The organism is Enterobacter sp. RHBSTW-01064 (genome assembly GCF_014103035.1).
In the GTDB taxonomy this organism is placed as follows: Bacteria; Pseudomonadota; Gammaproteobacteria; order Enterobacterales; family Enterobacteriaceae; genus Enterobacter; species Enterobacter mori.
In genome coordinates this window covers 422,949-445,183 of sequence record NZ_JABXOU010000002.1, presented here as the reverse complement: position 1 = coordinate 445,183, position 22,235 = coordinate 422,949, and the positions used below count along the sequence as shown (strand labels likewise).

General features: G+C 56.1%; 11 protein-coding genes, 1 tRNA gene and 1 pseudogene. 6 read left to right on the top strand and 7 right to left on the bottom strand.

Going from position 1 to position 22,235, the window contains the following annotated elements:
* Positions 1-75: 75 nt before the first annotated feature.
* Positions 76-840 (top strand): siderophore-interacting protein, encoded by a 765-nt coding sequence (locus HV355_RS08010; RefSeq protein WP_182401579.1) that lies wholly within the window; start codon positions 76-78, stop codon positions 838-840.
* On the opposite strand, the gene HV355_RS08005 is transcribed toward HV355_RS08010, so the two are convergent.
* A complete protein-coding gene (locus HV355_RS08005; RefSeq protein ID WP_010435825.1) occupies positions 841-2,010 on the bottom strand; it encodes a DNA repair ATPase in 1,170 nt (389 codons plus the stop codon).
* 260 nt (positions 2,011-2,270) lie between these two features.
* On the opposite strand from HV355_RS08005, the gene HV355_RS08000 reads away from it, so the two are divergent.
* From HV355_RS08000 to HV355_RS07990, 3 genes are read left to right on the top strand one after another with little or no spacing between them, the layout of a single operon-like run.
* Positions 2,271-3,947, top strand: coding sequence for a ShlB/FhaC/HecB family hemolysin secretion/activation protein (locus HV355_RS08000; protein ID WP_182401577.1), 1,677 nt, complete (start codon positions 2,271-2,273; stop codon positions 3,945-3,947).
* A gap of 9 nt (positions 3,948-3,956) precedes the next feature.
* Positions 3,957-14,081 (top strand): hemagglutinin repeat-containing protein, encoded by a 10,125-nt coding sequence (locus tag HV355_RS07995; protein ID WP_182401575.1) that lies wholly within the window; start codon positions 3,957-3,959, stop codon positions 14,079-14,081.
* Positions 14,078-14,350: a colicin immunity domain-containing protein gene (locus tag HV355_RS07990; RefSeq protein WP_120158589.1), complete on the top strand. Its 273-nt coding sequence runs from the start codon at positions 14,078-14,080 to the stop codon at positions 14,348-14,350. Before HV355_RS07995 ends, HV355_RS07990 begins: the two co-directional genes overlap by 4 nt.
* Positions 14,351-14,390: 40 nt before the next feature.
* On the opposite strand, the gene HV355_RS07985 is transcribed toward HV355_RS07990, so the two are convergent.
* Complete coding sequence (locus tag HV355_RS07985; RefSeq protein ID WP_120158730.1) at positions 14,391-14,837, bottom strand: SymE family type I addiction module toxin; 447 nt, start codon at positions 14,835-14,837, stop codon at positions 14,391-14,393.
* Between the two features lie 48 nt (positions 14,838-14,885).
* Positions 14,886-14,984, bottom strand: a pseudogene (locus tag HV355_RS24460) (SymE family type I addiction module toxin); the annotation flags it as partial.
* Between the two features lie 484 nt (positions 14,985-15,468).
* Here HV355_RS24460 and HV355_RS07980 point away from each other — a divergent pair.
* Entirely contained in the window at positions 15,469-16,152 is a 684-nt protein-coding gene (locus HV355_RS07980) for an outer membrane beta-barrel protein (RefSeq protein ID WP_182401573.1), read from the top strand.
* A 171-nt stretch (positions 16,153-16,323) separates the two neighbouring features.
* Here HV355_RS07980 and HV355_RS07975 read toward each other — a convergent pair.
* Positions 16,324-16,399 (bottom strand) — tRNA-Ile (locus tag HV355_RS07975).
* A gap of 124 nt (positions 16,400-16,523) precedes the next feature.
* On the opposite strand from HV355_RS07975, the gene mug reads away from it, so the two are divergent.
* Positions 16,524-17,030, top strand: a complete 507-nt coding sequence (gene mug, locus HV355_RS07970; protein WP_100166453.1) for a G/U mismatch-specific DNA glycosylase — start codon at positions 16,524-16,526, stop codon at positions 17,028-17,030.
* 30 nt (positions 17,031-17,060) lie between these two features.
* Here the strand turns inward: mug and HV355_RS07965 are convergent, their stop codons facing one another.
* The 3 genes from HV355_RS07965 to rpoD all read right to left on the bottom strand — a co-directional run bounded on the left by HV355_RS07965 (position 17,061) and on the right by rpoD (position 22,151).
* Complete coding sequence (locus tag HV355_RS07965; RefSeq protein WP_182401571.1) at positions 17,061-19,058, bottom strand: TonB-dependent receptor; 1,998 nt, start codon at positions 19,056-19,058, stop codon at positions 17,061-17,063.
* A gap of 10 nt (positions 19,059-19,068) precedes the next feature.
* Complete coding sequence (locus tag HV355_RS07960) at positions 19,069-20,118, bottom strand: YncE family protein (protein ID WP_182401569.1); 1,050 nt, start codon at positions 20,116-20,118, stop codon at positions 19,069-19,071.
* Positions 20,119-20,279: 161 nt separating this feature from the next.
* Entirely contained in the window at positions 20,280-22,151 is a 1,872-nt protein-coding gene (gene rpoD, locus HV355_RS07955; protein WP_260662717.1) for an RNA polymerase sigma factor RpoD, read from the bottom strand.
* Between the last annotated feature and the right edge of the window lie 84 nt (positions 22,152-22,235).

Here is a 22,235-nt window from a genome sequence, read left to right as displayed (position 1 = left end):
ATTCCTGGTTAATAGCAATCATTATCATTAAAAATCAATTTCGATATATCGTATTCACCTGAGAAGGGCATAAAAATGACATCAACCCGTTACCCTCAACGTGTCCGCAATGATCTGCGCTTTCGCGAGCTGAACGTGCTCCGCGTCGAGCGCGTCAGCGCTGGTTTCCAGCGTGTTGTGCTCGGCGGCGAGGGGCTGGAGGGCTTTAGCTCCCGCGGTTTCGACGACCATACCAAGGTCTTTTTCCCTGCGCCGGGCGCGACCTTTGTTCCGCCCGTTGTCACCGATGAAGGCATCGAGTGGGGCGACGGCGTGCGCCCGCAGGCGCGTGACTATACGCCCCTGTTCGATGAGGAGAAAAATGAGCTGGTGCTGGATTTCTTCGTTCATGATGGCGGCGTTGCCAGCAGCTGGGCGGTAGCGGCCAAACCTGGCGACAAACTCACTCTCGGTGGGCCGCGCGGATCGCTGGTGGTGCCGGAAGATTACGCCTGGCAGCTGTACGTGTGCGATGAATCCGGGATGCCCGCGCTGCGCCGCCGTTTAGAAGGCATCGCAAAACTGCCGGTACGCCCGGACGTTCATGCGGTCGTGACCGTGGGGGACGGATCTTATAAGGACTATCTGGCGCACCTGAGTGAATTCAACATCACCTGGATTGTGGGCCACAACCCGCAGGCGGTGGCCGATCGTCTGGCGACGCTGGCCGTGCCCGAAGAGGATTACTTTATCTGGCTGACCGGGGAAGGGAAGGTGGTGAAAAACCTGAGCCGCCAGTTTGAAACCGATGCGATTGACCAACAGCTGGTGCGTGCCAGCGCATACTGGCACGCTAAATAGTCAGGCTGCGGACTCCAGCTGCGCTTCGCTCACCTGATGTTCGAGCGAGGCGCGGACCTCATGCAGCGCCTTCTCCTGCTGGGCAAAGTAGGCTTCCATATTGTTCAGCGACGACACCAGCAGCCAGGATTCTTCTTTCTCCAGCTCCGCCAGCTCGTTCACTAAGGTGTCGATTTGCTCGCGAACCTGCGCCATTTTTTTGCGGATACGCTCCAGATCGTTCAGCCTGTCGCTCGCCATCATTGGCTCAAAGCCCTGCTGCAGGCGTGCCACCAGTGAACGGATCGCTTTCACATCCCCGCGCTGTTTGGCCTGGTTGAGCTGCACCATCATGGTGTTAGCTTCTTCTTTCAGATCGTCTGCCACCAGATCCGGGTGGCACAGCTTGCTCGCCTGACGCCACAGGCGTTTCAGCTCGTTCCGATCCTCTTCCGAGAGATCTTTCCCTTTGCGTAGACGCACTTCGGCATCGTGATGCTGCTCGCGATACTTCTCGTACTCTTCGTTAGCCTCATCGCGCGCCTGGCGCGCGGGCTCTTCTTCACGCGTTAAGCCGCTCTCCAGTTCCAGCGCTTCGGCCAGAAGATTGGCAATCAGGTTGCTTTGCTGCTGCAGCTGTTTACGCGCCTCGGCAGCCTGTACGGAATCGGCCGGGAGATCGCGCCAGCGCTGGGTGAGCGTTGCCAGCACCTCCACGGCCTGCGCCATATAGCGCTGACAGCGGCGATAATCTTCTTCACGACGACGCGCCTCCGCCTGCTGACGACGCAGGTTTAGCTCCGCCAGCGTTTTACGCAGGGCGAGGATCTGCTGCATCAGCGGCCCGAGACGGGAGAAATAGAGATCGTTGAACTCATCAAGCTGCTGCACGCGGGCGTTGCGGCGGTCAATCAGATCGCGCAGACGCTCTTCCAGCGCCTTCAGCTCCAGCTTGCTGGCGGCCACCTGCGGGTCACGCCACGGGGTCACGGCGCGCTGGCCCTGCAGCCACGCGGTGATGGCCCTGATGGCTGCGGTGTAGTTCTTATTCTCAAGCGCCACGACGATTGCCTGTAGCTCCTCGTCAAACGCTTCATTTTTGAGCCGCGTCAGCTGGCTCTGGATGATGTCGTCATCTTCCAGTTCGATGGCATTTTTTATGATTTCTAGCCGTTTGATCGGTGTGCTCATGATGCCTTTCGCTTTGGCGCTTAAGTATTTGAGTTAAGGTTAGTTGTTGTAAAAGCTACAGGAAATAATACACACGGATGATGATCGGCGCGACAGGGGATTTCTTTAATCTTGCTTCAGATATACCCCTACAAAATCTGAAAATGCGCCAGAAATATCCTTATTCTCTTTGTTGATATTTACACTATTTACTTTTTGAAATAAGTTGCTCGTTTTTTAACAGTCAAGTTTGAAAACGGACTTTAAGCGGAGAGTAAAGAGTGTTAGGGAAAACATCAGCATGCGCGCTGTTGGCGGCCATCCTGTTACTGGCGACAGGGATCGCACTCGCCGCCCCGTTGTCACCGACTGACCGTAATACCATCCAGCAGCAACAGCAGCAGCTGCTGGATGAGAGCCAGCGTCAGCGTGAATCGCTGGAGCGCAGCGTGGTGGTACCGCGTCCCGTTCAGCCCGACAGTACCGCGACTCCACAAGGCCCCTGTTTTGCTATCTCGCGCATCGAACTGACGGGTGCCAACCTTCTGTCTCCGTTAGCTAAAGAACGGCTGGTTGCGCCGTGGCTGAATCAGTGCCTTGATATTGCTGGCTTAAATGCCCTGACTAACACCGTTTCCGACTGGTACATCAGCCGGGGTTATATCACCAGCCGCGCGTTTTTAACCGAGCAGGATCTCTCCGGCGGCGTACTCCATCTTGCCGTGCTGGAAGGAAAGCTTCAGCACATTCGCCTCGAAGGTGTACCGGACCGCACATTGAAAATGACCTTCCCCGGGCTTGAGGGGAAGATCCTTAATCTGCGCGATATCGAACAGGGCATGGAACAGCTCAACCGGGTACGTCAGCGGCCCGTTGAGATTGAAATTTTGCCCGGCGACAGGCAGGGCTACTCGGTGGTTAATCTGACCGCCACGCCAGAGTTCCCCCTTAGCGGCTCCGTCAGTTTTGATAACAGCGGACAAAAGAGCACCGGGACCGGGCAACTTACTGGCGCGTTGTACGGAAATAACCTGCTGGGTCTGGCGGATAAGTGGTTTATCAGCGGCGGGCGCAGCAGTGATTTTTCCAACAGCAAGGATGCTCAAAATTTTGCAGCAGGCGTCAGCATTCCTTATGGCTACGCACTGCTGGACTACAGCTACAGCTGGAGCAACTACCTCAGCACTATTGATAACACTGGTTACTTCTGGCGGTCGACGGGGGATACCGAAACGCACCGTCTGACGGGCTCCTGGGTATTGTTCCGCAATGGCGATATCAAAACCGGCGTGTCGGCGGGCATCACTCACCGCATCAACCGGAACTATCTCGATGATGTTTTGCTGGCCACCAGCAGCCGCAAACTTTCCAGTGTTTCATTGGGCATTAACCACACGCAAAAAATCGCCTCGGGCGTGGCGACCCTGAACCCAACCTTTACGCAGGGCGTGCCGTGGTTGGGTGCGGAAGACGATAACGACAAGCAGGGTGATGTGCCAAAAGCCGAATTCCGCAAATGGAGCCTGAACGGCAGCTTTCAGCGTCCCGTGGCGGACAAACTCTGGTGGCTCACCAGCGTCTATTTTCAGTGGTCGCCGGACAGGTTGTACGGCAGCGAGCGTCTGACGCTGGGCGGCGAAACGTCCGTTCGGGGCTTTAAGGAGCAGTACATCTCCGGGGATAACGGCGGCTACTGGCGAAACGAGCTGAACTGGTCGCTCTTTACGCTGCCGTGGGTCGGCGATGTTGGCGTACTTGCCGCAATTGACGGCGGCTGGCTGAAGAAGGACGGCCAGGATCGTTACGCCTCCGGCACGCTGTGGGGAACCGCGTTGGGGCTTACCGCGACGAATCGCGGGTACTCCAGCCAGTTTACCGTCGGCACACCGGTGGACTATCCGGACTGGCTGGCACCGGATCACCTCGTGATCTATTACCGTTTTTCAGTGGCTTTTTAAGGGACAGGGATGATGGAAAAGGATCAGGTTCGTTTTTCACAGCGTGCGCTTAGCGCGTTACTGAGCGTATTGCTGGCAACCCAGCCGCTGCTGCCTGCGGTAGCCGCCACGATCGCCCCGTCCGGAAATACGCAGATGGATAAGGCGGCCAACGGTGTTCCGGTCGTGAACATTGCCACGCCGAATCAGTCCGGTATTTCCCATAATAAATACCACGATTACAACGTCGGCAAAGAAGGGCTGATCCTGAATAACGCCACGGGACAGCTGAACCAGACCCAGCTTGGCGGGATTATCCAAAACAACCCCAATCTGAAAGCCGGGCAGGAAGCCAAAGGGATCATCAACGAAGTCACTGGCGCGAACCGCTCATATTTACAGGGCTACACCGAAGTGGCGGGCAAGGCGGCCAACGTTATTGTGGCGAACCCCTACGGTATCACCTGTAACGGCTGCGGGTTTATCAACACGCCGAATGCGACACTCACCACGGGGAAACCGGTGCTCGACGCCAGCGGTAAGCTGCAATCGCTTGATGTGACGAAAGGTGCGGTCACCATTGAGGGCGCCGGGCTGGATGGCAGCCAGAGCGATGCCGTATCGATTATTTCCCGCGCGACCGAGATCAATGCCCAACTGCATGCGAAAGAGGTACGTGTGGTCGCCGGGGCGAACCGCGTCGCGGCGGACGGCAGCGTCAGCACGTTGAAAGGGGAAGGTGACGCGCCGAAGGTGGCGGTAGACACGGGTGCGCTGGGCGGGATGTACGCCAACCGTATTCGTCTGGTGTCCAGCGAAACAGGGCTGGGGGTAAACCTGGGGGATCTCAACGCGCGTCAGGGCGATATTACGCTCAGCAGCGCGGGGAAAGTGGTGCTGAAAAACACGCTTGCCAGCGGCAGCACCCGCGTTTCTGCGAAAGAGGTGACTTTAACCGGCGACCATAAAGCAGGGGGTAACCTCACTGTCTCCGGGCAGAGCGTCCTGACGCTCGACCAGGCCCATATCGCCGCCGGGAACAATCTTCAGTTAGCGACCAACGGTACCCTCACGCAAAACGGCGGCGCGTTCACTGCGGGAACCGACACCACGTTGACGGCAAACGCCCTCACCCAGAGTGCGGATGCCCAGGCCGGTGCCGGTCGTAACCTTGCCGTGAACGTTGCAGAAAACGCGGCGCTTAAGGGGAAAAACATCGCCGGGCAGGATGCCACGGTTAACGCGAAAACGCTGGAAACCGGGACGCAGCTGACCGCATCACGCCATATTTCGCTGGAGGCGTCGCAGCGTGCCGCGCTTAACGGCTCTGTCGTTGCGGGTCAGCAACTGTCGGTGAAAGGCGGTGAGCTGACGCAGCGCGGAAACGTCAGCGCCTCAGATATCTCGCTCAGCGGTCAGGCGCTGACTCAGGAGAGCAGCAGCAGAACCAGTGCCAGCGGGAATATCGCGCTCTCCACGTCAGGGAACACCCTGCTGAAAGGCACTACCATTGCCGGAAAATCTCTTGCCCTTAACACGGGGAACCTGATCAACAGCGGGACGCTGTCCGCGGGAACGGATGCCTCGTTGAAGACCGGGACATTCAGCAATACCGGCACCGTTCAGGGCAACAGCCTGAACGTTTCAGGGACCGACATCACCAGTTCCGGCACCCTGAGAAGCGCCTCCACGCTGGGTATCAACGCGCGCAACGCCACGCTGTCTGGTGACACCGGCGCGAAAGGTAAAACGACCGTTATCGCGAGCGGTAAGCTGGATAACAGCGGCGCGCTCATTAGCGATGACACGCTGACGCTGAAGGCAGCACAGGTGACAAACAGCGGCACGCTTTCCGGTGCCAGAGGGCTTGCTGGCTCAGCAGACGCGTTCATCACCACCGAAAAGTCAGTGACCCACAGCGATGGCGATCTGGCGCTGAACAATACGGCTACCGCTCTTGCAGGCGAAACCAGCGCGGGCGGCTCCGTGAGCATTCGGGGTCAAAGCCTGACGACCACGGCAACGGCACAGACGCAGGGTAACAGCGTCAGCGTGGACGTACAGAATGCGCAGCTTGATGGGACGCAGGCTGCGAAAGATGGGCTTATCCTGACAGCCACTGACGCTCTCAGTCACGGGGGAAAATCTTCAGCGTCAGCCGTGAAGATTGAAACCACGAATCTCAATAACGGGGGGACGCTGACGGCGTCTTCGCTCGCCATCAGCAGCCCTGCAGTCATTAACAGTGGTTTGATCCACGCGGAGCAGACGCTGTCACTGGTTACCCGTCTGCTGGATAACCGCAGCAGCGGCGTGCTGTACAGCCCGGCGGCACTCACCCTTTCAGTTTCTGACGTGAAAAACAGCGGCATTATCACCAGCGATGCCGGGCTGTCCCTTTCCGGTTCGCGCCTGTCCAACAGCGGTGAGCTGAGTGGCGCGTCACTCCTTGTTGATTACGATACGCTGAATAACAGCGCGGGAGGCCTGCTGCTGGCGCAGGGGGCAAACCGCATCACGGCACAATCGGTGTCCAGCACGGGCAGTATCGTGGGGAACACGCTGACGCTGAATGCCGAGCGCCTCGACAGTCGCGGTCTCTTGCAGGGGGATACCGCGTTATCCGTGACCGCCGGAGTGCTGGATTTAGCGGCAGGCTCGCGCACGCTTACGGGTGGGAATCTCACCTTTTCAGGCACCACGCTAACCACCGCAGGCCAGCTGCAGGGGCAGAATGTCAGTCTCCGCGGCCGCGACTGGAATAACAGCGGAAGCTCGCTGGCGACCGGCTACTTTGACGTCTCCGCCACCGGGACATTCAGCAATACCGGTGAACTGATGAGCCAGAGCGACACCACGCTGAATGCGGGCAATACCGTTAACAACGGCAATCTGTTATCGGCTGGCACGCTCTCGCTCTCGGGGAATACGCTGCGCAACAGCGGAGCGGTTCAGGCGAACCTTGTCACCGCGCATCAGGACCGTATCACTAACAGCGGCACGCTCACCGGGATCGCTGCGCTGACGCTGGCTGCTCGTCTGGAGATGGCTGCACCGCTCCTCTCGCTGGTGAATGAAGCATCGGGATCGCTGCTGACGGCGGGTGAGTTGACGGTGACGGCCGGTGACCTCAGTAACGCCGGGCAATGGCAGGGTAAACGGGTACTTATTCATGCGCAGGCGCTTACGAACGGCGGTGCGATCCAGGCGGCAGATGTACTGGATGCGCAGATCGTCAGCAATCTTATCAGTACGACGGGCAGCAAAATCACCTCAAACGGAGAACTGGCGCTCTCAGCACTGACGCTTGCAAACAGCGGGCAGTGGATAGCCAAGGATCTGACGCTGAAGGCGAATACGCTGACAAACAGCGGTGAAATCACCGGGGTTGATGCGCTTTCCGTCGCGCTGAACCAGACGCTGACCAACCAGGCAGGCGGGAAATTACTCACGGCTGGCGTCCTGTCGATGAATGCCGGTAATGCGACGAACGCCGGACAGATTCAGGGTAAAACGACCGCTATCGCTGCCGGGCAACTGATCAACAGCGGACGGCTTCAGGGTGAAGCGCTGACGCTGGATGTTTCCGGGGTGCTGAACAATACCGCTGGTGGTGTTTTGTTGAGCCAGAACGCGCTGAAGGCGTCGTCCGCCACGCTGAATAATCAGGGAACGGTGCAGGGCGGCGGTGAATCCACGGTGAACGCCACCACCCGTTTACAGAATGATGGCAAAATTCTCTCCGGTGGAAAGCTCACGCTGGTCACGCCAGAGCTGGCAAACGGTAGCGGCGGGCTGGTTCAGGCCGTCACGCTGCTGCTGGATGTGGTGAACGCCGTGAATGGCGGAAATGTCCTGGCGACGGGCAGCGCTGAGCTGCGTGGCAGCTCGCTCGATAACCGCGGCACGCTTCAGGGTGCGGATTTGGGGGTGAAATACCGGAACATCACCAACAGCGGCACGGTGCTGGGTACTGCCTCGCTGACGGTAGCGGGTGACGCTCTCACCGATACCGTCAGCGGTAAACTCTACAGCGGGGGCAACCTGCTGCTCGATGTCGCCAACTTCAGCGGTCATGGTCAGGTGGTTTCCCTGGGCGACGCGACGCTGAAGCTGGTCAATGCGCTCGTGAACAACGGTACGCTGGCCGCAGGTAAAACGCTGTCGGTCTCCTCGCAAAACGCCATCACCAACAGCGGCGTGATCCAGGGCAATGCCATCGCCCTCAGCGCGGGCGGAGCATTCACCAACAGCGGTACGCTCACCACCGGTAACGGCAGCAGCACGTTCAGCGCGCAGAGCCTGCTGCTGAATGCGTCCGGCTCGCTTCAGGCAGGCGGAGACGTGCAGCTTACCTCGCGGGAAAATATCACCATCAACGGCTTCAACGGTACCGCGGGCAGCCTGACGATGACGGCAGCAGGTACGCTGCTTAATACAGCGCTGATTTATGCGGGCAATAATCTCTCCCTGTTTGCTGCGCGTATTCTCAATATTTACGGCGACATTCTTGCTGATAACAGCCTCTGGATGCAGAGGAATGCAGTCGGTGAGGCAAATGAAGAAGTGATTAACCGCTCCGGTACGATTGAGACCACACGCGGCGATATCACCGTGAATACCCGCCATTTGCTCAATGAAGCCGATGGGCTGACTGTCAGCCAGTCAGAACGGGAATACCCTGATGCCATTCCTGCCGCAGATGAACACTACATCAGTTATGACCTCAACGGCAGACCTTCGGATTTTGTTCTCTTGCTTGAAGACTGGAAAAACGATGGCAGTAAGGTTGTTTTTGACAGGTATGAGCGTTGCGCCGGAAGTGGTGCAAATGGCAGTGGACAGTGCAGTGACAGGGTTGATTACCGCCTCACAGGGGAAGATATCCGGCAATTCCTGCTGAGTGAGTCCGTTGTGTCCGTATCGGCCACCGGCAGTTCCGCCCGAATGGCTGCCGGACGCGACATCATTATCAATGCAGGTACGCTGGATAACCGTGCTAGCCATATTCTTGCGGGACGTAACGCCGTTCTTACGGGAGGGACGCTGAATAACCTCTCTGCCGAAGGTGGACGTCGCGTTACCTACGTTCAGGCTGAATATCGTTGTGAGTGGTTTTATCAGGACTGCAACGACAGCAAATGGCAACCTCTGACGCACTATGCAGACGGAAGTTGGGGCTGGTTTGATGAGGACTATGGCTGGTATGGCTGGGTGCCTTATCTCCTCGGTGAACGGACGACAGAATTTGTGGCCGATGGCGGAGTATACCGCTCGGTTATCAGTGCTGGCGGTAACGTCAGTGCGAACTTTAAGAGTGACATCAGCAATACCAACGTCACTGCAAACGCGGGGGGATTCAATAACACTATTCATGCCCCAACGCTGAATACACTTACGCCTGAAGCTATCGGTGAGGGGTTGAACAGTGAGTCATTGACTCCAGGTAGCAGCACAAACATGAGTGCCCCCGATCTTCTGGATAATCTCACCGACGCCCTGAAAGACATCGCCGGCGGTTCATCCCTTTCCGACCAGAACGGCAGCAGCGGTAACTATCCGCTGCCGTCCGGTGATAACGGTTACTTCGTGCCATCTACCGACCCCGATAGCCCGTATCTGATAACGGTGAACCCTAAGCTTGATGGCCTCGGGAAGGTGGACAACAGCCTGTTTGATGGACTCTATGGCATGCTCGGCATCAAGCCTGGTGATGCACCGCGTGAGACCAACAGTGCCTACACCGATCGGAACCCGTTCCTTGGCTCGGCGTATTTCCTCGACCGTCTGGGGTTGAACCCGGATCGCGATTACCGTTTCCTCGGCGACGCGGCATTCGATACCCGTTACGTCAGCAATGCCATTCTGAACCAGACCGGCAGCCGGTATATCAACGGCATCGGTTCCGATCTCGACCAGATGCGCTATCTGATGGACAGCGCCGCCACGCAGCAGCAGGCGCTGGGCCTGAAATTCGGCGTGGCGCTGACGGCCGCGCAGGTTGCCGCGCTTGACCACAGCCTGCTGTGGTGGGAAGCGACGACCATTAACGGCCAGACGGTGATGGTCCCGAAAGTTTATCTGTCACCGAAGGATGTCACCGTTCACAGCGGCAGCGTGATCGGCGGTAATAACGTGCAGCTGGCGGGCGGCAACGTCACCAACAGCGGCAGCACCATCACGGCGCAGAATGCCCTGTCCATCGACAGCAGCAACAGCATCAGCAACCTCAACGCCGGGCTCATCAGCGCGGGCGGCGGGCTGAACCTGAGCGCGCTGGGGAATATCAACAACATCGGCTCCACCATCAGCGGTAAAACCGTCGGGCTTGAGAGCCTTACCGGCAGTATCAACAATGTCACCCGTACCCAGAAGTGGAATGTTGATGCGGGGAACGTGCATGTTGGCGGTACGGATGTGGGCACGACGGCGTCCATCACCGCGACAGACGGGCTGGTGATGCGCGCCGGACAGGATATCAACGTGACGGGCGCAAACGTGTCGGCGGGCGGTAGCCTGGGCATGGCGGCAGGGAGCGATATCATCATCACCGCCAACGAGATGGCGACGAGCGAGGGACGTTCCGGGCGCAACCGCACGACAACAGAGACGGCGTCCGTCACGCATCAGGGCAGCACTTTGACCGCAGGCGGCGACCTCACCCTGCAGGCGGGTAACGACGTGAATGCCCGCGCGGCGGCGATGGCCGCAGAGGGTGATGTGGGGATTCAGGCCGGACGCGACGTGAACCTGCTGGCGGAAGCCACCACCACGCGCAGCAGCAGCCAGGGCGGTAAGAAAACCGTTATCGATGAGTCCGTACGCCAGCAGGGCACGGCAATCGCCAGCGGCGGCAACACGGTCATTCTTGCCGGGCGGGACGTGACCGCACAGGCTGCAGAGGTGACAGCGCAGGGTGATATCGGCGTGGCGGCAGGTCGCGACGTGAACCTGACCACGGCGACGGAAAGCGATTATCACTACAAGGAAGAGACGAAGACCAAAAAAGGGTTCCTCAGCAAGAAGACCACCCACACCATCGAGGAAGACAGCGCGACGCGGGAGAAGGGCTCACTGCTGAGCGGCGACAACGTGACGGTGTCGGCGGGGAACAACCTGCGGGTGTCAGGCTCGGCGGTGGCGGGTGACGGAGACGTGGCGCTGTCGGCGGGCAACAACGTGGACATCGTGGCGGCCACCAACACGGACACCTCATGGCGCTTTAAGGAGACCAAAAAGTCCGGTCTGATGGGCACGGGCGGTATCGGCTTCACCATCGGCAGCAGCAAAACCACCCACGACCTGCGGGAGCAGGGCACGACGCAGAGTGAAAGCTTCAGCACGGTCGGCTCGACGGGCGGCAGCGTCAGCATCACGGCGGGCAAACAGGCACATATCGGCGGGGCGGATATCATCGCGCAGAAGGATATCCATCTTACCGGCGACAGTGTGGTGATTGAGCCGGGGCATGACAAACGCACCCGCGATGAGAGGTTTGAGCAGAAGAGCAGCGGGATGACGGTGGCGCTGTCGGGGGCGGCGGGGAGCGCGGTGAATAGCGCGGTCACCACGGCGCAGAGCGCGAAGCAGAGCAGCGACTCGCGCCTTGCCGCACTTCAGGGCACGCAGGCGGCGCTTTCCGGCGTGCAGGCGGGTCAGGCAGTGGCGCTGGACCAGGCGAAGGGCAGCTCGGACAAACTCAATAACAACACCATCGGCGTCAGCGCGTCGGTGGGGGCACAGTCGTCAAAATCCTCATCCCATATGCAGAGTGAAACGACGACGGGCAGCACCCTGAGCGCGGGCAATAACGTCACGATAAAAGCCACCGGAAGCGACATCACCGTGGCGGGGAGCCAGATTAAGGCCGGGAAGGACGTGACGCTTGACGCGGCGCGCGACGTTAACCTGATTGCCTCGCAGGACACGCAGCAGACAACGGGTAAAAACAGCAGCAGCGGCGGCAGCCTTGGCGTCGGGGTGGGTGTCGGCTCCGGTGGGGCGGGCATCAGCATCTCGGCGAACGCCAACAGCAGCAAAGGGCATGAGAAGGGCAACGGCACCTGGCAGAATGAGACCACGGTGGATGCGGGTAACCGCGTGACCATCAACACCGGGCGCGACGCGACGATTGCCGGGGCGCAGGTGAGCGGCGAGGCCGTGGTAGCGGATATCGGGCGTGAACTGACGATAGCCAGCACGCAGGACAGCGACCACTACAACAGCAAGCAGAACAGCGTCAGCGGCGGCGTGGGGTACAACTTTGGTGCCGGCACGGCTTCGGGCAGCATCAACGTCAGTCGCGATAAAATGACCAGCGACTACGACTCGGTGCAGGAGCAGAGCGGGCTGTTTGCAGGCAGCGGCGGGTTTGACGTGACGGTGGGCAAGCATACGCAGCTCGACGGCGGGGTGATTGCCTCGACGGCGACGGCGGATAAAAACAGACTTGATACGGGCACGCTGGGCTTCAGCGATATCAATAACAAGGCGGACTTTAAGACCGAACACCAGGGCGCGGGTATCAGCACCGGCGGCAGCATCGGCGAACAGTTTGCCGGGAATATGGCGAATGCCCTGCTGGCCGGGGGCGGTAACAGCGGTCACGCGGAAGGCACGACGCAGGCGGCGGTGAGCGAGGGCAGCCTCATCATCCGCGACAAGGAGAGCCAGAAGCAGGATGTGGCGAACCTGAGCCGCGATGCAGAGCACGCGAACGGCAGCATCAGCCCGATATTTGACAAGGAGAAGGAGCAGCAGCGCCTGCAGGAAGTGCAACTGATTGGTGAGATTGGCTCGCAGGCGGCGGATATTGCGAATACGCAGGGGGAGATAAACGGGCTGAATGCAGGCAGAAAAGAGCTTGCAGATAAAGGGATAACCGAGCCGGGGGCGGATGCCAGCGACGAGGCTAAAGCCGCATATCAGAATGCCCTGCGCGGGACCGATGCGTATAAAACCACAACGGCAAAATACGTCACGGGCAGCGACCTTCAGCGGGGTATTCAGGCGGCGACGGCGGCGCTTCAGGGGCTGGCAGGTAGCGACCTGACGGCAGTACTGGCGGGGGCCTCGGCACCGGAGCTGGCAAACTATATCGGACATGGTTCCGGACTGAGCGATGAGGCTGCGGTGGTGGCGCATGCTATCCTGGGCGGTGCGGTTGCGGCGCTGCAGGGGAACAGTGCCGCAGCGGGTGCTGCAGGGGCGGCGACCGGTGAGCTTGCGGCGAAGGCGATAGCGGGTATGCTGTATCCGGGTAAAGCGGTCAGCGACCTGAGCGAGGAGCAGAAGCAGACGGTCAGCACGCTGGCGACGGTAGCGGCGGGAATGGCGGGTGGACTGGCCGGAGACAGCACGGCGTCGGCGATGGCGGGTGCGCAGGGCGGGAAAAACTCGGCTGAGTCAAATTCACTGGCCGGGGACCAGGCCAGAGAAGCAGCGAAACAGGCTGCTGAATCCCTGAAAAATCAGGTCAGGGAGAAGCTGGGTGAAGGTACTGCCTCCTCCATCGCAAATGGCATTATCAATGCTCTTGCTGATACCGGCGATGCGGCTTTGGGTTCAGCGGACTATGCTGCTGATGCGGCAATGGCGCTGGCGTCGTGTGCTGCAGGTGACAGCTATTGCAGCAAGGCGATGAGCGACCTGGCCGGGAAGAATCAGGCGGTGGCGGACAGTATTAGCACCCTGATGCAGAGTGAAACCTGGTCAGCGGTTGCGGATACGGTTAAAGAGGCGGCTGGCGGAAATCAGGCTGCGCTGGAGGCTACAGGTGGGTTGCTGGCTGGTATGATGTTGCCGGGCAAGAAATTACCAAATGCTGGAACTGCAATCATTTCTGATAGTATCGCGTTCAGTACTAAACAGTTAGATAAGAAGTTTAAACATGCTTCTGATTTTGGTGTGATAACTACTAAGAAAAATGGTGATACCATTGCTCAATATCAGACTGCCATCAAGTCACACCTGGATGATAAAACGACTTATGAACATGGGACGTATTTATTAGTTCCAGAATCAAAAGTGTTCTTCAATCCACAAACTAATAATGTGGTTGTGGTTGATAAATCGGGTAACTTTGTTAGCGGATGGAAACTTGATCCTCAAACAAAACAGTATGAAAACTTCATAAATAACGGTGGGTTAAGATGAGTCAGGCACTTAAAGAATATATTGATAGTTTTCTTGATAAGGATATGTCCGCTGGCAGTTTTGCTGACAGCTATATGATGAAATGGAAAGCTGAGCGTGATAATAACCTACTTGGAAAGGATGAAGATAACCTAAGTGAATTATTATCCAGTGTTTTTTGTGTGGCAGATATGTATAACCCTGATAATGATCGTGAAGAATATGAATTTGATGATGAGCAGCTACGAAAGGAAATAAATAAGCTCATGGATATTTATACTAATAAGTAAAAAGGATCCCGGCCACTGAGCCGGGATTTCCTCTTGACTGTTATTTATCCCGTTTGATCACCGGCACATCTCCCAAATCATTCAGCGCTCCCGGAAACGTCTTCAACCACTGCGCCACTTTCTTTTTATTTATATTCACCACGCTCATACCTTCCAGGCATCCCCATAACTCACGCGTATGTTGCGGCGTAATAACAATACAATCTTTCATCACCCGGATTTTGACAGGCATCCCGTTGATAAAGCCTGCATTTGCGAGCCACTTGCCGCTAAGGGGAAGGTATCGACAGTCCACCCGTGAATAAAGCTCACAACAGGCAGAACTGTCCTCAGGTGTTTCTGCGCGGGGATGAAAAACCGGGATTTTATCTTTTAAGTGTAAATTATCTTGTTTAATCACCGGCACATCACACAAATCATTCAGCGCTGCCGGAAACGTCTTCAACCACTGCGACACTTTCTTTTTATTAACATTCACCACACTCATACCTTCAAGGCATCCCCATAACTTCCGTGTATGTTGTGGCGTAATAACAATACAATCCTTCATTACCCGGATTTTGACAGGCAACCCGTTGATAAAACCTGCATTTGCGAGCCACTTTCCGCTAAGGGGAAGGTATCGACAGTCCACCTGTGAATAAAGTTCGCAACAGGCTGAACTGTCTTCCTGCGTTTCCTCACGTGTATGAACAGGGGCAGCATCAGTCCGGTTCCCGTGCGAACGGCAGATATCATTTTTGCGTATCAGATCGCGGACTAAATAAAATTCAGTAGATGATAAAAAGTTAATTATGGAGAATTAGAGGCAGCTTCAGGAAATTTAATTGTCTACCGTCGCCTTACTCGATAAATATCAATAACACCCTTTTCGTACTGTCCATCTATCCTGGCAGTGCTCCCTAATCATCGTTAACCTAAGCCGGTAACTGATTGAAATGGCGATGAATAGAGCAAAAATCCAGACAAATCCCTACGTAAAATTACCTGGTAAAACGCGTAATCATCCTAATAGTTTGCCCTTACTGGCCTGTTTATGATTCGTCTCACTGACTGTTATTTCCTGACACTGGCGGACGTCGGTTCGACGTGCAGTAATAATTTCCAACGGAGTGAAGATGAATATGAAAGCGATTTTAGTTGCCCTGCCGATCGCAGCAATCCCGATGACCGTTCTGGCGGCAAATACCGAAGAAGGGTATTACGGTTCGGCAAAATACCTTCAAATTGAACAGCGAGCGAAAGAGATGGATACCAGCGCTCGCCCGGGTGTCGGGCAGTTTACCGGCGGTAAAGAAAAAGAGCATTTTGGCGGAGCGGCGATTGCTGCGGGCTATCAGTTTGGTAACGGCTGGCGCACCGAAGGTGAGTACACCTTTAAGCAGAAAACTGAATACACCAGCGGTTCCAGCACGTTCGCCAACAGCTATAACCACCTGCAGACTGAAACCGAGCGCCTGATGCTCAACGTGTATCGCGATTATGAGCTGGGCTACGGCGTGTCCGTTTACGGTACCGCAGGGCTCGGCGTGAGTAAGATCAAAGTTGGCGGCTGGCAGGGCAACGCCGGACGTGAATACGCCTCTACGACACAAAGCAACCTGACCTACGCGTTAGGGGCGGGCGTAAGCTACACGCCGGTAGATCGTCTGTATGTCGATCTGGGCTACCGCTATATCGATATGGGCAAGATCGAAAGCGGATATAACAACTTCACTAACGCGCGTGGCTTAAAAGACGAACAGATGAAAGCGCACATTGTTTCTAATGAATTTACCTTTGGCATGCGCTATGTCTTTTAACCTGTTGTAATTGTCACCGCTTTAAAAACAGGGCCAACGCCGCGTTGATGCGGGGTTGGCTTTTTTGTGCTTTGTTGGCGTCACCATGTTTTCTTATCGCCACGCCAAAATTGATAAACAAAAAAGCCACTCGTCTGAGTGGCTTAATTATATGATTCTACAGCTAAAATTTGGTGGCCCCTGCTGGACTTGAACCAGCGACCAAGCGATTATGAGTCGCCTGCTCTAACCACTGAGCTAAGGGGCCGTGGCGGTGAATTATAAAGTAACTCCCCGCAGCAATCCAGCCATTCACTCCTGCCTGCTGTTTTTATAAACAATGCATAATCAATCCTTTATACTTCCATAACGATGTATCAGTGGGAGTAAAGATGATTAACGACATTCTGGCCCCTGGCCTGCGGGTAGTATTTTGCGGTATCAACCCGGGGAAATCCTCGGCGCACACCGGTTTTCACTTCGCTCATCCGGGAAATCGCTTCTGGAAGGTGATCTATCAGGCAGGTTTTACCGACAGGCTACTCAAGCCAGAAGAGGAGCAACACCTGCTGGATACGCGCTGTGGGATCACCATGCTGGTCGAACGTCCTACGGTGCAGGCAACCGAGGTCAATCTGCATGAACTACGCAGCGGCGGGCGGGAACTGGTCAAGAAAATAGAGGATTATCAGCCCGCTGCGCTGGCTATCCTCGGCAAGCAGGCTTACGAGCAGGCATTCAGCCAGCGAGGGGCGCAGTGGGGTAAACAGAGCATTAGCATCGGCGTAACGCAGGTGTGGGTGCTGCCAAACCCAAGCGGGTTAAACAGGGCAACGCTGGATAAGCTGGTTGAAGCCTATCGCGAACTGGATGAGGCGCTGATGGTGCGCGGGCTGTAGCTGCCGGAGCCAGAGGCTCCGGCACCACTGTCAGAACTCGAAGCGTGCGCCCATGTTGTAGCGGCGTCCTTCCAGCAGGGAAGACTGGTTATAGGACGTTTTGTAGATCGGGTTCACGTCGAACAGGTTGTAAACCCCCGCCATCAGCGTGATGCGCTTGTTGAGATGGTAGCGTGCGCCTAAATCAACCAGCGCATAGGCCTCTGTGGATGTCGATTTCCCGGTGTTCGGCGTGTTGCTGCGCCAGCTGGCTTTGGTCCACAGCTCAAGATCGTTAAGCGCGTTCCACGTCAGGGAGAGGTTGGCCATGCTGCTCGGGAATTCGTTCAGCGCTTCACCCTTGTACTGACCGCTCTTTTGCTCGCTGTGCGTATAGGTGTAGTTCGCGTTAGCCTTCAGCCCGGGCGTGACCTGCCAGTCACCGTTCAGCTCCAGACCATAGATTTCCGCGTCGCTGACGTTGAAGTACTGGGAGACCTCTTCCGCTTCATAGCCGTTGTACACACACTTCTGCGTAGCCGTTGCGGTACAGATGGTGTAGTCGCTGATCTTGTCTTTAAATTTGGTGAAGAACACGGTGGCATCCAGCGCCAGCGCGTCCTCTTGCCAGTAAACGCCCAGTTCGGTGTTGACGCTCTGCTCGGGCTTAAGGTCGTTGTTACCGATGCCAATATAGGAATAAGGATACGAACCGTAAACGCTGGTGAAGCCTTCGTTGTTCTGGCGCAGATCCGGTTTTTTATAGCCCGCAGAGACGCCACCTTTCAGCGCCCAGCTTTCATCAATCGTCCAGTTACCGTAGAGTTTTGGCGTCACGTGGTAGCCAAAATAGCTGTCGTGATCGAGACGTGCTGAGGTGGTGAGGGTGAAGTCCGGCACCATCATCCAGGCGTCCTCGGCGAAGACCGCCCAGCCGTTACGCGTGATTTTGCTGACTGGCGTGACGCCCGGTACTTCCTTGTCTGCAATACCGAAGGTGTCGTTCAGCTCGTTGCGGGTGAAGTTAATCCCCAGCGTCAGCTTGTGATCGCCAAGCGTGAAGGTGTTCGCGCTGTTGGCCTCGTAGTTACGCTGTTTGATGAACTGCGAACTCATCCCCGGAACGCGATATTCGGTTTTGGCGTTCTCGTAGCTGACGAAGTTCTTCGCTTCCAGCAAATCGTCGCCGTACCAGGCGTGCTGAGAAAGCGACGCAGCATCGCGGTCAAAATCCCATTCCCAGGCTTTATCGTTGTGTGATTTTTCCTGATGCCCTTTAACGACATTTAAATCCCACAGTTGGGTATCGGTCGGCGACATGTTGATGGTCGCGTCCAGATTCCCGGCCTGGTGCTTCACAAAGCGCTCATCGTTCTGGCTGTCGTCATCGCGACGGTCCAGATAATCCGCCGCCACGCTCACCCCGAGTTTGCCGGGAATAATCGGCCCCATCAGGAAAGCGTTGGTCTGGTTGGTGTTGCCGTACTCGCTCTTCTCCTGCAGGAAGTAGTTATCTTCCAGTACGCCGGTCCATGCATCCAGGTTGTAGCCTTTTTTGGTGATGACGTTCACCACGCCGCCAATGGAGTCAGAGCCATACAGGGAGGACATCGGCCCACGGATCACCTCAATGCGCTCGATAGCGGCAAGCGGAGGTAAAAAGGCCGCTTCGGTGCCGATGTGGTGCCCGTAAGGGCGGGATTCGCGGGTGCCCTGTTTGATGCCGTTCACCATATAAGAGGTATAGGTCGAGTCCATGCCGCGCATCTGCACATCACCCGTGGCCAGGCTTCCGTTACCGTTGCCCACTAATACGCCGGGCATCTCACGAAGCGCCTCGGTGACGTTCTGATTCGACCGGGTGTTAAGCTCTTTTTCACCGACGACAGAGATGGTGGCCGGTGCTTCGCGGCGTTCCTGCGCGAAACCGGTGGCGGTGACGACAAGCTGATCTTCATCTGCCGGGGTAGTTTCCTCGGCGAAAACCGCCGCAGGAAGGGTGGCGAGGGCGAGCGACATCGCCAGCGCCGTTCGTGTCTGGTTCATCACATCGCACTCCTCAGAATGGGGTTAAATCGAGTTTGAGCACATAGTCAGCCTTGTTGGCCTTTTCATCCTGTTTCACGCTGACGAACAGCGTTTTGTTGTCAGGGGAAAGCACCATGCTGTTTGGCATCGCCGCCGTTGTGACGGTGTGTTTCAGGCTGTAGGTGTTGGCATCGATAACGCTTATCTGACGGGCATTGCGATGGGTAACATACACTTCATCGCGCGCAGGGTTGTAGACCGCGGCAATAGAGTTCGGTGTTGGAACGCGATGAACAATTTTGCCGGAGTCGAGCTGGACAACCAGCACGTCACGGGTGTTGGTATCCGCAATAAAACCAACGCCTTTGGTGGTGTTCAACGCGATGTTCAGGAAGTAGTGTTTAGGTTCAGCGGGGTCAACCTTTACGCGGGAGAGAACCTGAGAGGTTTTGCCATCCAGGGTAATTAGCTCGCCTTTGCCGGTTACAGCGTAAACTTTATCGCCTGCTTCATCGACCGCAAAACCGACCGGATCCATCTGTTTGTGGGTCAGCAGCAACGTCTGTTTTTGCGTGTCGACGACCCACAGCACGCCTTTGCCTTCGCTGCCGATGCCGGAGACATACAGGCGGTGGTGTTTCTTATCAAGAACCACTTCGCGGACGTGTGCTTTATTCTCAGCATCCGCAAGCTGGAGGGTTTTCACTTCTTTGTTGGTGCGGGTATCGAGCAGTGTCACTGAGCCATCAAGCGCGTTGCCTAACCACAGGATATGACTGGCATCATCCAGTGAAACCGCAAACGGGCGGCGCTGGGTAGTAATGCGCTCATTAACGTTTAGTGAATCGACCGCAAGCTGGAACACTTCACCGGCGGTTTTGTCTTTCTCGAAAGAGGGGGCAGAGGCCGCGTAGACTGCCTTTTGTCCAGCGTCATAAGCCAGTTCGTAAACGCCGTGACCCAGCGGCTGAGAGATAAACTGATCTTCCGTGAAATCCTTTGCCAAAACAGAACCCGCGTGAAGTGCCAGGGAAATCGCGAGCGCACAGAGGGATTGATTTTTTAATGTTTTGAAATTCATGTAATTTTTCTTTACAGTAGTTTACGAAAAGAAAAATGATAATGAAAATAAATATCATTTACAATTGCATATGTAAGCAGTCACCCCTACTAATTTTTGTACTCTCGGTAGAAAATCCCCAAAAAAAACTCCCCGCAGGGAGTTTTTGCTGTCAGGACAGATTAGTCGTCCAGGAAGCTACGCAGCACTTCAGAGCGGCTTGGATGACGCAGCTTACGCAGCGCCTTCGCCTCGATCTGACGGATACGTTCGCGGGTAACGTCGAACTGTTTACCCACTTCTTCCAGCGTGTGGTCGGTATTCATATCGATACCGAAACGCATACGCAGTACTTTTGCTTCACGGGCGGTCAGGCCAGCCAGAACGTCGTGCGTGGCAGCACGCAGGCTCTCGGTGGTGGCAGAGTCCAGCGGCAGCTCGAGGGTGGTATCCTCGATGAAATCACCCAGATGCGAATCTTCATCATCACCGATTGGTGTTTCCATGGAGATTGGCTCTTTGGCGATCTTCAGCACTTTACGGATCTTGTCTTCCGGCATCAGCATGCGTTCAGCCAGCTCTTCCGGCGTCGGCTCGCGGCCCATCTCTTGCAGCATCTGGCGGGAGATACGGTTGAGCTTGTTGATGGTCTCAATCATATGCACCGGAATACGGATGGTGCGCGCCTGGTCTGCGATAGAGCGGGTGATCGCCTGACGGATCCACCATGTCGCATAGGTAGAGAACTTGTAACCACGACGGTATTCAAACTTATCTACCGCTTTCATCAGACCGATGTTGCCTTCCTGAATCAGATCCAGGAACTGCAGACCACGGTTGGTGTATTTCTTGGCGATAGAGATAACCAGACGCAAGTTCGCTTCAACCATCTCTTTCTTCGCACGGCGGGCTTTCGCTTCGCCGATGGACATACGACGGTTAATGTCTTTTACCTGCTCAATGGTCAGGCCAGTTTCTTCTTCGATCTGCTGAAGTTTCATCAGGCCGCGCTGCACATCGTCTTTCACATCATGCAGTTTTTCTGACCACGGTTTGTTCATCGCGATAGCCGCGTTGAACCAGGTCTCGCTGGTTTCGTTGCCGGTGAAGAGGGTTATGAAGTTCTTCTTCGGCATTTTGCACTGTTCAACGCACAGCTTCATGATGATACGTTCCTGGGTACGTACGCGATCCATCATGACGCGCATGCTGTTCACCAGGTAATCGAACTGTTTTGGCACCAGGCGGAACTGTTTGAACACTTCAGACAGCTTCAGGATCTCTTCCTGAGCGGCGGCATGACTGCGGCCTTTCGCTTTGATGGTGTCACGCGTGACTTCGTACTGGGTACGCAGCTCACCGAACTTCTCACGTGCCAGCTCAGGGTCGATGCTGTTGTCGTCGTCGCTGTCGTCTTCTTCTTCCTCATCTTCGTCTTCGTCGTCATCCATCTCTTCCTGAGACAGTTCTGAACCGACGTGAGTGGCGGTAGGCGCCATATCTTCTTCAGCGTTCGGATCGACAAAGCCGGTGATCAGATCGGACAGGCGAGCTTCTTCAGCTTCAACGCGATCGTACTGTTCCAGCAGATAGGTGATGGCTTCCGGGTATTCAGCAACAGAACACTGAACCTGGTTGATCCCGTCTTCGATGCGTTTAGCGATGTCAATTTCGCCTTCGCGGGTCAACAGTTCAACGGTACCCATTTCGCGCATGTACATGCGGACCGGGTCAGTGGTACGCCCGATTTCAGATTCCACGCTGGACAGTACCTGTGCAGCAGCTTCTTCCGCATCTTCGTCAGTGTTGTTGGAGGTTTCAGCCAGCAACAGATCATCGGCATCCGGTGCTTCTTCCATCACCTGAATACCCATGTCATTGATCATTTGGATGATGTCTTCGATTTGATCTGAATCGACGATATCTTCCGGCAGATGGTCATTGACCTCGGCATAGGTCAGATAGCCTTGCTCCTTACCGCGTTGGACAAGAAGTTTCAGCTGTGACTGCGGGTTTTGCTCCATAAGACGGTATCCACACTTATTTCGTTTGATTGGTGTCGGCGATGGGTCTGCCAACCTTTAAAGCGAGGGCGTACTTATATTTTTGCCGCTGCCTCTCAGTGCGGCTGCCGGGGG